The organism is Halobacteriovorax sp. HLS, from assembly GCF_004006665.1.
Taxonomy (GTDB): Bacteria; Bdellovibrionota; Bacteriovoracia; order Bacteriovoracales; family Bacteriovoracaceae; genus Halobacteriovorax.
Window position 1 is genome coordinate 658,679 of sequence record NZ_QOCL01000014.1, and the last position, 9,999, is coordinate 668,677.

A 9,999-nucleotide genomic window follows, 5' to 3' on the forward strand; every position below is an offset into this window, starting at 1 on the left:
TGGAATGAAAAGTATTTTTCAAAATGACCCCAATAGTGAGCTTATAAACGAGAAGGTTATGAGAGATCTAGAGAAGGAAGTATTTAAAGTTGATTCTATTCACTTGGTCAAAGTCATTGATTCATTTAATTGTGATGTCTTTAGTAAAGATCCAAAGGGAGTGAGACGTTACCATGTAGCCCTTGAAAAGAACTCTCGATTCTCTCATCTATATAGGATTATGGATATCAGGGAGAAGAAGGTCGATTCGAGGTATCAGCTATGATTTATTATATATTTAAAGAGCAAATATTTACTGTCTTTCTGTCTCTTGCTCATCTTACAGCAATGACTTTTCCTGATCGTATTCATGACTATGTTGGAGGACAGGAACAAGATTTTAAAATTTATGAACTTAACAAGAAACGAAGTCTTGTATTTGAGCCAAAGAGAACTGCGGTAGATCGTAATTTCATCGTTTTTGGAAAAAAGGTTAAACATCATTTCAATATTAAGTATGATGAGAAGCTATCCAATAAAGACATTGAAATTAGAACGGCAAGATCATGTAGTCTTTACACTTTGATAAAGGAAACAACTCACTATCAGCTGTTTGAGTGTCCAAAGTCCTTACTCATAGTAAATAAGAAAAGAAGTAAATTAAAAGTTAATGAAGCCTTTGTTGATAAAAAGAAGTTTATTTCAAAAGGGCCACCTGTATGGATTGATTCCAAATTAAGATATTACAGAGGTCGTGCCCTATGAAGTGGATACTATTGATTTTATCAACAAATACATTTGCAGGATTTTCTTCAATAGAGAGCAGCTACGATTATAAATTTGAAGATCGAGTATCTCAAAAGAGGTCAGCACCTAAAAGAATTAGAAATAAGTCTAGTAACGTTGATCAACTTTTAAAGAAAATAGAAGACAGTGACAAGGCCATATCGTCAATACTTGAAAGTAATAAGAAAAGAGTGATCGTACGTAGAGGGTCTGATTCTTTAAAGGCATTAAGCAGAATAAGGGGAACTCTTCTAAACTCAGTTTTGGCAACAAACAAAAAGACTACAACTCTTGTCATTAAGATGAGTGAAAATGAATTCTTTGATCAAGCTGAAATTCGTTGTCATGGGCTTAGTTTTGGTAAAAGGGTACAGGGTAAGTGTGATCTTCTTGTAACAGATGAAAAGGAGTATCAAGTTAATGCAGAGTTATGGGACCTAGATGGTGCGGAGGGCATAATTGCAGATCAGTTTTACTCTGGAGAAGAAAAAGAGTTTTTAACAAGTAGTTTTACATCATTCTTTGAGGGAGTCTTGAGTGCTACTAAAGACAGACTAGTTACGCCTTACGGAGAGGTTGATCGTAAGAGTGGAAAGAATCAAGTTTTATCAGGACTGATTGGTGTTGCAAGTAATGCCAATGGCAAAATTAAGGAATCAGCAGATAAAAACTTACAAATCGCACTGATTAATTCTGGTAAGGAGATTTACATCTTTTTCCAAAGGAGTGTGAAGTTATGAAAAAGAAAAGTATTTGTATTGTATTAAGTATGATTATTTTAAGCTCTTGCTCCACATTAAAGAAGACTATTGTTTATAGTTCTCTTAGTGGGGCAATGGCAGGAGGAGCAGCAGGCTATACATTAAGTCCAAATAAGGAAAGTCAGGGAGTAAATGCAGCTATATTTGGACTGATAGGAGCTGGTGTTGCTGCACTTGCTGGATATGCTCTTTATGAGGATGATCCACGAAATCATAAGCTTAATCATATGTTGGAAAGTAGTGATCAGTTAGGCCCAAATACGCTAGGCCTTGATCTAAATGATTTGAAAATTGAAGCAAATCTTACTCAGAGTGAAACATTTAAGACACCTGATAAGAAACTTCCCAAGGAGTTACGCGGAAAAATTAAAAAGCAGTACATTATTAAGCACCAATCCAAAGAGAGATACATTAATAAGGGTAATAAGACTTTTTATATTCCATCATTTCAAATTTTTGAACATGCTTATGACAATATTAATAGTAAAGACGGAGAAGGAGGCGAGTAATGGGTAAGGAAAAAAAGCAACAAGATTTAGGCCTCGGTGATTTTATGGTTCCCCTTGTCGATCTTCTAACAATTATAATCACAAAGGGGATTGAAGGTTTTGGAAAGATCATAGGTCTAGGAATTGAAAAGTTAATTAATGGTAATTCAAATGGAGAAATTGTGAAAATAGAAAGAGATGACTTAAATAAGAGTAAAGGAACAACTGACTTTGATTCTATTGGTTATTCAGTCCTTAAGAAGAGGAAGATTAAAGGAGATGATATCAATAAGACGAAGCACTCAGTTATCGTTGGAGCAAGTGGCTCCGGTAAATCAGTCTTATTAGACTCTTTGATGTTTGATGACATGAGATCTGGTAAACCTGTGGTCTATATTGATCCTAAGGCCGATAACGAATCATTAGAACGTTTCATTGATCTTTGTAGGCTTAATAATAGGGAATATCTAGTTTTCTCCGAACACTATCAAAAAGATGGCAAGATAAGTTTAAATCCAGTACTTGAAGGTAGTGCTAACCATATAGCAGATAGAATTTTTAAAAGCTTCACATGGAGCGAAGAGTTTTACGCAAATAAATGTCAGCAAGCTTTGAAGAAATCAATAAAGTCTTTAAAAAGTAAAAACTCTACAATAAGTCTTCAGTCCATATACGATGAAATTATTTTATTATCTGGGTCAAAGGATAAATCCTTAAAGATTACTAGGTCTGAAATTGAGGGTCTTCTCACAAAAATTGATAATATTGTTGATTCTGACTTTGGAGACTCATTAATAGGAGCGGATGCCTACAGCTTTACGAGATTGCGAGAAGAGGGAAAATGTGTGTACATTGGTTTATCTGTTTTAGGATATGCGGAGACTGCACGGGCGATAGGTAAGCTATTCTTGGGTGATATAAATTACTCCGTTTATAATACTTATAGAAATATTACTCCTAGAAATAAAACTAACTTAAAACCCCTTGGTCTATATATTGATGAGTTATCTGCAATTATAACTGATGAGTTTATTGAGATTCTTAATAAGTGTAGGGGAGCAAAAGTTGAGATAACTTCAGCGTTCCAAACATCAAGTGACATCAATAAGATCAGTCCTGACCTATGCCAACAGGTCTTTGAGAACTCTTTAAATTGGTATGTGATGAAACAAAGAATGGATGAAAGTGCTAGTTTGTTATCATATGCAATTGGAACAAATGAATCGGTAAAGAAAACGGTTCGTATTGAAGATGACCAAGAACAAGACACTGGATCTCAAAGAGCAGTTGAAGAACTTTTAGTTCATCCGAATGTAATTAAAAATCTCGGTGTGGGCCAATGTGTTTTGTTTAGGCAGCAACCAACACGAATTGACCTGATGAATGTCAAATACATAGATCAGGAAACAATTGATAGAAACCTTCTCTTTTTTGAGAACAATCACCTAATTCATAAAAGAAAACTGGACGCAACTTTGGACGTGGGTTCTAAGATGGATTCGAGAGGGGCCTTGCATGACTAATTTTTGTCTTGTAGATGATTATTTGGATATCCTAGTTGAAGTCGGTAGGTGGAAGATCATTCCAATGAAGTCTTTGTATGAGCTTAAAACACCAAGCCAGTCATACCAGATGTTTTGTAAGAAGGTGAGAAAACTTGAAGAAGAAGGGCTTTTAAAAAGCATTCTTGGAAGTAATAAAAGAAAGTTCCTCTCTCTTACGATGAAGGGGCTTAAGTTTAGTCCTTTTGGAAAAAATTTTGATCAGGCAGAAGACAGTTTAAATCACGATCTTATTTCTACAAACATTGTGACCACGCTTATTAATTATAAGAGTTTTAATTCAGGTCAAGTTTGCTGTTATCAAGATCGTGTTGATGTTGAACCAGATGGATTAATTTATGGAAGTAAGAATGGAGTAGATTACTCACTAGCGATTGAAGTTGAGCTTACACAGAAGAGTAAAATACGAATAGTTGAGAAGTTTAATAAGTATGTATCTAGTGACGATTTTTCCTATGTTCTTTATGTGATGAATAAAGAAAGCGCATTCAGAACATATCGAAAAGTCCTAGAAGGTCTTAATGAAAATGTATCAAAGAAGATTATTCTAATGCTTGATGTGAGTTTAAATCCTATGAACTTTAACTATATAGACTCTAAATGCGTATTTCAAAACAAGGAGAAAGCATTCTTAGAGATCTTCGGTTAACTAGATTAATGAGTAATGTGAGAGTTTAAATGATTTTACACCCACCTTCGCCCCATACAATAAAGTCTAATCGAATCAGCAAGTTATCGGGCGCGATTATTGACTATCCCTCCTTCACGAGTTTCGGTGAGATAGTCAATAATAGCTGATAACAGTGATACGAAGATTTAATAATGGGGCGAAGGTGGGAATAAAAATTAATTAGGAGAATAAATAAAATGGTAGAGGGAAATAAAGAAAATATAGAGATGGTTAAGAAAAAAAGAGGAAGAAGGCCAAAGGATGCAAAGAATGAGTATGTGTTAAATAAGGAACAGACGAAGTTTTTTGTTGATTTAAGCAAGGATGAAAAAGATCTAGAAAAAATTCAGGAAATACTTGTTGAGACCAATACGAAAAAGCATGGAGGAGAAGTTTTGTTTAAGGACTTGGCCTTATATGCAATCAGTAAGCTTTCTAAAAAAGATATTGAGAAGCTTCAAGAAAACTCCTTGTCTGAGATGGAAAAAGTAGAACGTAGTCTGGATGAATATAATATCAAGAACGGTACGAAATTGAATCTAGGCGAGTATTTATTAAAAAAGCTAAATCTTAATTAAGGAATCTATTATGGAAAATAAAGAATTATTTATGGGACGTTTAGGAGTCAATCCAGAGCTTAAATATACACCAAGTCAAAAAGCTGTTTGCGAATTGTCAGTCGCAGTTAAGCACCGTGAAGGTCACACTCTTTGGAAGAAAGTTGTTGTTTGGGGAAGGCAAGCAGAGCTATGCCCTCTATATTTGAAAAAGGGGTATCAGGTATTTGTAGACGGTGTTAGAGAAGTTCGGGAGTACACAAATAAGAAAGGTGAGGTTCGACAGTATGAGGAAATTGTCGCTCGTTTAGTTGGTTTTCCAAATATTTAAGGAGGGTAGATGGGTGATAATAATAAATATAATACAACAGACAAAATGTGTACTAAGCGGTATAGTAGTCCTGACAAGAGTTCTAGTAAGAACTCTTCGATGCTCTTTGACAATAGAATATGGGTGGACTCGAAGGAGGCAGCTGATTACCTAAGAATCTCTTACGGAGCTTTAAGAAATGCTGTTTATAGAAAACAGATCATTGCTAGAAAGTTTAGAAGGAGACTCTACTTCAAGGTGAGTGAGCTTAATCGTCTGTTGGAAAATTCGATCGTTTAGATAGGAGGTTCCAATGTCGATCAAAGAATACCAAGAAGACGGTAAAACTTTATTTTCAGTTTATGTGCACGTTAAAAGTAATGTTGATCCTTTAATAAGGGTACAGCGTAGAAAACGTAATCTTAAAACTTATAAAGAAGCTGTTAAGGAAGAGACGAGAATAATTAAAGAGGCCTTGAAAGAACTTGGATCTCGTGAAGAGAAAGGTGGTACTTGGGAGCGAGTAATCGAACTCTGGTATTATGATCAGATTCATAATGACTTTGAAGGACGTTATACTAACAAATTTACTATTGACGACTATTATAGAATGCTTCGTCGATACACAAAATGTTGGTTAAAAAAACGACCAAGTGAAATCACTCGCGGTGATGCACGTAAGGTTATTCAGGATATGAAAGGTCTGGATAAGTCTAAAAGTTTTATTAATAAAACTAAGAACACGATAAATCTAGTTTTTCAGTGGGGGATTGATCACAGGCATATTAAAGATGCTTTTATCAGTCCGGTACAGGGGATTAAAATAGATAAACGTGAAGACAAGTTTCCAGAGATACTTACTCTTAATGAGATTAGAGAATTCTTATACGAGGCAAAAAGGCGAAACCATGATTGGTATCCAATCTGGGCAATGGCACTTTTAACTGGAATGCGTAGTGGTGAACTTTATGCACTTGAGTGGAATGACGTAGACTTTGAACATAAAGTCATTCGTGTAACGAAGTCATTTAATAAGAGACTTAAAGAAACAAAATCCACTAAGGCAGGCTATTGGAGAAATGTTCCTGTATCAGATGAGCTTAATTTACTTCTTATTGAGCTTAAATCTTTAACTGGTAGTGGTAGTGGTAGATTTCTACTGCCTAGAAATAGGCAATGGGACAGAGGAGATCAAAGTAGACCGTTGAGATCATTTTTAAATGAGATCGGACTACCTTCTGTAAAGTTCCATACTCTAAGAGCATGTTTTGCAACTCAGTTATTGGCCGACGGTGTAGAAATGTCGAAAGTCATGAAGATCGGAGGCTGGAAAGATATCAAAACCATGCAGATCTATTTGCGTTTAGCAGGTGTAGATGAGCAGGGAGCTACAAATAGCTTAAGATTTCTTCCAAGTGACGAGGCCGTTATGGGCCATGTGGTGGAGCTGTTTAAATTTCGTGAATAATAATAAGGGGTTAGGTAACTAGCCCCTTTATTTATTATTGAATAAACGTGACATGTCACAATGTAGTACATTATGAGAAATGTATTGTGGATTTAGCTTGTAAGTGATTGAATAGGTTAAGATTTTAAATTTTCAGTAGTACATAATTACAAATGTCTTGTTAAGTATGTTAAGATTAAGTATAAGCATCCGATAACTTGTTTAGAGTTTGTTTATATAGAAAAGGATACTAAGGTGGAAACGTCAAAAAGAGATATGATTCAGATTGATGGGGCTTATTTAAAAGCTCGAATCAAAGACAGAGAACTTATGTTGAAGGACTCTCAAGATCTGTTTGGTATTTCGAGGACTAGACTTAGTACCTGTATTAATGAAAATACCATTAATAGAAAGCTGTTATACAAAATAGCTTCAAAGTTGAAGTTAAGTAAAAGTGAATTTAATGAGGCTATGGGCCAAAAACCTCTTCAAGTATTTTTTAGAAAGGAAAGACTAGAAGAGCCTCATATTGAAGAGATTGAAAAGGTTAGGAGCTTTGTCTCTACTTTTATAAAGGTTTTTGAATTTAAAAAACCAGAAGAAGCACTTCCAACGTTTAACCATTTAAACGCAGCAGATTTGGCAAAACAAATTAGAAAAACACTTTCTATAGTCTCAGCAAGTGTTTCAATAGAATATGTTATTGATACTCTTCAAGTATTTGGAGTGCATGTTTACTTTTGCCCCTTTAGGTTTATGGGACTGAATCAAGACCCAAAATCCAAAAAACTGTTGAGGGCAGCTTCAATACCAGTTGCAGATAATTGGCTAATTTTACTAGATACATCAAAATCAAAGGAAGATGTTTTTTTTGACCTTATACATGAGTTAGCACATATATTTGCTGGACATGATCATGTTCAAAAGCACGATAAGGAAATAGAGGATTATTGTCAAAGCGTTGGAAAAGAATTTTTTACACCATCTAGTTTCTTTGACTATTATGCAGAAGACTTACGAACGTTCTTCGTAGGAATTGATAAAAAGTCCAAAGCAGTTGGTCATGTAGATAAAATAAGAATTCATCTCGGAGCGAGTTTTGAAGGAGTTGTCTTAAAGCTTAAGGAAGCGAAGATAATTACAAGCCAGCTTCAAGGTTATCTATATGCAGTTGTAAATAATAAAAAGAAAAATACAAAGTCATTAGATTATTTCTTTCAAGAGAATTGGTTTGAAAATCTTGATGACGATATTTATAAATATTACTATAAGCTCTTTATTGAAGCACGGTATTTATACCAAGAGGAAAGACTAACTCAGAGAAGTATAGGAGCTCTTTTTGGGCTTGATTACGGTGAAAGTAGTCAACTTGTAGATCTTTGGTATTCAGAAATCAAAAATACGACAAAGAGTAGATAATGTTTCTCATTTCAGATACCAATGCTTCAATTAAATTCGCAGCCTTTGGAAAACTATTTTTTGAAAATAGCTCAATAATCGGCGAACTTGGAACTTGTGGGACACGTGGCCATAAAGAGTTAAAAGAACTTTCCAAACAAAATATTACTGGAGAAATGAAAAAGTGTGTAGATTGTGCACTTTCAAGTATTGGCTTTTATACATTTGACGAATTCAGCGAGTATGAATTTTGGGACTATGATGCTCGATATTATAAAGATGCTGAGGAAAAAGCACTAGAGAGTTATGGCCTTGGTGGTGCTTGTGAAAATGATAAATATTTTTTACATCTAGCTGTTACCTATGGAAATATTCTTGTAACAAATGATTTACCTCTATATTACTTAGCAGTCGAATTAATCAACATCGGTGAATGTGAATATGAAGATGGTTTCAGTATTTTAACTGTTGAGGATCTTGTTATTAAGGCATTTGATAATGGAGATATTAACAAAGCGAAAGTGAAAGAAGTAATTAAAGTTTGGAATAAAGCAAAAAGATCTGTTCTTAAAATAAAAAGACCTTTGTTTAAAGAAAGAGGGTTGATGTAGCAAACGAGGTTTTAAATGAAGGAAATGGAAGACTTGATAAAAAAAGTCAAAGTTGCTCAGCAAATCACTCAGAAAGAAATAGTTAACAATGGAATTTCTTTTTGCCTACTAGATGGAGCGGACTGCTCTGAAAAAATCATAAAAGCACATTCGATACAAAACAAGAATATGTTAGCTCAAATTTCAGATGAATCAAACCATGTTTACGCAGTATCACATGATAAAGATAAAATGTTTGAGAAAAAAAGTGTGAACAAAGCAAGTACCTTTAAAGGACTTTGCGGTTTTCACGATAACAGTATATTTGAATATATAGATAATGATTTATATTCAAAGTTGGAATCAAATAAGGCGAATTTCTTGTATGCTTTTCGAGCAATTTCAAGAGAATTGTATGCTAAAAAAAATGTAATCCATAAATATGAAGCTTTATTCAATAAATTTGATACCAATGACATTGCATTCTTAAGAAAGAAGTTTCCTATTTTTAACAATGATGATCTTAGAAGCGCCTTTGGGCGAGATTCATTTTTTAGAAGTATGATATATGGAAATAAGATCGCCGTTAAAGAATTAGAGAAGACCTTTGATCACTTAGTAACATCATATAAAAAATGTCAGTATGATGTACTTAAAACAAAAGTAATAAAAATTAGAGATAAAAAAAATATAACAGTGTCGAGTTTCTTTGCTCCAGAATTTAATTCAAAAGGAGATCAAATTAATGATATTGAGAACCTTGAAACGGCGTTGAAGTCAGTTTTTTTAACAGTGATACCTGATGAAAATTCATCATATATACTTATAAGCTACTTAAAGAAAGATGCTAAATTCTTAAAACCATTTACTAAAGACTTAATGAACTTAAGTGCTGATGATACGAAGGTATATCTAGAACGTATCTTGTTAACTCATTGTGAAAATATGTATTTTTCAGAAGAATTTATAAATTCGTTAGATGTTGACCAAAGATCTAGACTTCACACTTACTTTTTAGGAAGTACATTAGATATGAACTTAGCAGAAGGTTATTCTGTAGAAAAAAATGAAATATTTGGAATGTTCATTTAGATAGAATCAGTTTAAGTTTCCAATGCTACTTTAGTGCTACATCACTACTAACTATATAAAATTAAAACATTAACTTCGAGTCCACCATCGGATTCCGGTGGTGGACACCTCTTTTCCCAAAACATTTTTAAATTCAAGTACTTAATTACGATGACTTGCGCTTTTTGAGCAGGGTTTTACCTGCCCTGAGCAGTCTCAAACGGCCCCTATGTGGCTATTTGTGGCTAACTTTTTGGCTACCGGGAGTACTCGGTAGACAGTGGAAAAACAATCAAACTCTCGATCTAGAAACTACCTAAAGCATTCCAAAAATCTAAAACTCTTTTGTTAGTAATCTAACTATCGGTTTTCTTATTAAA

The 9,999-nt window shown here is 34.1% G+C and carries 13 protein-coding genes; all 13 read left to right on the forward strand.

Annotation, left to right across the window (positions count from 1 at the left end):
- The first annotated feature begins 4 nt into the window (after positions 1–4).
- Entirely contained in the window at positions 5–265 is a 261-nt protein-coding gene (locus DPQ89_RS17255) for a hypothetical protein (protein ID WP_127718281.1), read from the forward strand.
- Positions 262–744 carry a hypothetical protein gene (locus tag DPQ89_RS17260; RefSeq protein ID WP_127718282.1) on the forward strand — a complete coding sequence of 161 codons (483 nt, stop codon included), beginning with the start codon at positions 262–264 and terminating at the stop codon, positions 742–744. The genes DPQ89_RS17255 and DPQ89_RS17260 overlap by 4 nt, the downstream gene beginning before the upstream one ends.
- A complete protein-coding gene (locus DPQ89_RS17265; RefSeq protein WP_127718283.1) occupies positions 741–1,505 on the forward strand; it encodes a hypothetical protein in 765 nt (254 codons plus the stop codon). Before DPQ89_RS17260 ends, DPQ89_RS17265 begins: the two co-directional genes overlap by 4 nt.
- The gene (locus DPQ89_RS17270) at positions 1,502–2,035 is read left to right on the forward strand and encodes a hypothetical protein (protein WP_127718284.1); all 534 of its coding nucleotides are present in this window, start codon (positions 1,502–1,504) and stop codon (positions 2,033–2,035) included. The genes DPQ89_RS17265 and DPQ89_RS17270 overlap by 4 nt, the downstream gene beginning before the upstream one ends.
- Complete coding sequence (locus DPQ89_RS17275) at positions 2,035–3,537, forward strand: type IV secretory system conjugative DNA transfer family protein (protein ID WP_127718285.1); 1,503 nt, start codon at positions 2,035–2,037, stop codon at positions 3,535–3,537. The genes DPQ89_RS17270 and DPQ89_RS17275 overlap by 1 nt, the downstream gene beginning before the upstream one ends.
- On the forward strand, positions 3,530–4,225 hold the full coding sequence (locus tag DPQ89_RS17280) for a hypothetical protein (RefSeq protein WP_127718286.1): 696 nt from the start codon (positions 3,530–3,532) through the stop codon (positions 4,223–4,225). The genes DPQ89_RS17275 and DPQ89_RS17280 overlap by 8 nt, the downstream gene beginning before the upstream one ends.
- 218 nt (positions 4,226–4,443) lie before the next feature.
- Positions 4,444–4,824, forward strand: coding sequence for a hypothetical protein (locus tag DPQ89_RS17285; protein ID WP_127718287.1), 381 nt, complete (start codon positions 4,444–4,446; stop codon positions 4,822–4,824).
- Positions 4,825–4,834: 10 nt separating this feature from the next.
- Positions 4,835–5,134 (forward strand): single-stranded DNA-binding protein, encoded by a 300-nt coding sequence (locus DPQ89_RS17290; RefSeq protein WP_127718288.1) that lies wholly within the window; start codon positions 4,835–4,837, stop codon positions 5,132–5,134.
- Between the two features lie 9 nt (positions 5,135–5,143).
- Complete coding sequence (locus DPQ89_RS17295; protein WP_127718289.1) at positions 5,144–5,413, forward strand: helix-turn-helix domain-containing protein; 270 nt, start codon at positions 5,144–5,146, stop codon at positions 5,411–5,413.
- Positions 5,414–5,426: 13 nt separating this feature from the next.
- Positions 5,427–6,581, forward strand: a complete 1,155-nt coding sequence (locus DPQ89_RS17300) for a site-specific integrase (protein WP_127718290.1) — start codon at positions 5,427–5,429, stop codon at positions 6,579–6,581.
- 234 nt (positions 6,582–6,815) lie between these two features.
- The gene (locus tag DPQ89_RS17305; protein WP_127718291.1) at positions 6,816–7,979 is read left to right on the forward strand and encodes an ImmA/IrrE family metallo-endopeptidase; all 1,164 of its coding nucleotides are present in this window, start codon (positions 6,816–6,818) and stop codon (positions 7,977–7,979) included.
- Positions 7,979–8,569, forward strand: a complete 591-nt coding sequence (locus tag DPQ89_RS17310; RefSeq protein WP_127718292.1) for a hypothetical protein — start codon at positions 7,979–7,981, stop codon at positions 8,567–8,569. Before DPQ89_RS17305 ends, DPQ89_RS17310 begins: the two co-directional genes overlap by 1 nt.
- Before the next feature lie 15 nt (positions 8,570–8,584).
- On the forward strand, positions 8,585–9,640 hold the full coding sequence (locus DPQ89_RS17315; RefSeq protein ID WP_127718293.1) for a hypothetical protein: 1,056 nt from the start codon (positions 8,585–8,587) through the stop codon (positions 9,638–9,640).
- Positions 9,641–9,999: the final 359 nt, after the last annotated feature.

What these genes read in the sequence shown, in the direction of transcription:
- DPQ89_RS17295 (WP_127718289.1), top strand. Translation starts at nt 5,144, where the DNA reads ATGGGTGATAATAATAAATATAATACAACAGACAAAATGTGTACTAAG.
- DPQ89_RS17255 (WP_127718281.1), top strand. Translation starts at nt 5, where the DNA reads ATGAAAAGTATTTTTCAAAATGACCCCAATAGTGAGCTTATAAACGAG.
- DPQ89_RS17275 (WP_127718285.1), top strand. Translation starts at nt 2,035, where the DNA reads ATGGGTAAGGAAAAAAAGCAACAAGATTTAGGCCTCGGTGATTTTATG.
- DPQ89_RS17270 (WP_127718284.1), top strand. Translation starts at nt 1,502, where the DNA reads ATGAAAAAGAAAAGTATTTGTATTGTATTAAGTATGATTATTTTAAGC.
- DPQ89_RS17285 (WP_127718287.1), top strand. Translation starts at nt 4,444, where the DNA reads ATGGTAGAGGGAAATAAAGAAAATATAGAGATGGTTAAGAAAAAAAGA.
- DPQ89_RS17265 (WP_127718283.1), top strand. Translation starts at nt 741, where the DNA reads ATGAAGTGGATACTATTGATTTTATCAACAAATACATTTGCAGGATTT.
- DPQ89_RS17310 (WP_127718292.1), top strand. Translation starts at nt 7,979, where the DNA reads ATGTTTCTCATTTCAGATACCAATGCTTCAATTAAATTCGCAGCCTTT.
- DPQ89_RS17290 (WP_127718288.1), top strand. Translation starts at nt 4,835, where the DNA reads ATGGAAAATAAAGAATTATTTATGGGACGTTTAGGAGTCAATCCAGAG.
- DPQ89_RS17300 (WP_127718290.1), top strand. Translation starts at nt 5,427, where the DNA reads ATGTCGATCAAAGAATACCAAGAAGACGGTAAAACTTTATTTTCAGTT.
- DPQ89_RS17315 (WP_127718293.1), top strand. Translation starts at nt 8,585, where the DNA reads ATGAAGGAAATGGAAGACTTGATAAAAAAAGTCAAAGTTGCTCAGCAA.
- DPQ89_RS17260 (WP_127718282.1), top strand. Translation starts at nt 262, where the DNA reads ATGATTTATTATATATTTAAAGAGCAAATATTTACTGTCTTTCTGTCT.
- DPQ89_RS17280 (WP_127718286.1), top strand. Translation starts at nt 3,530, where the DNA reads ATGACTAATTTTTGTCTTGTAGATGATTATTTGGATATCCTAGTTGAA.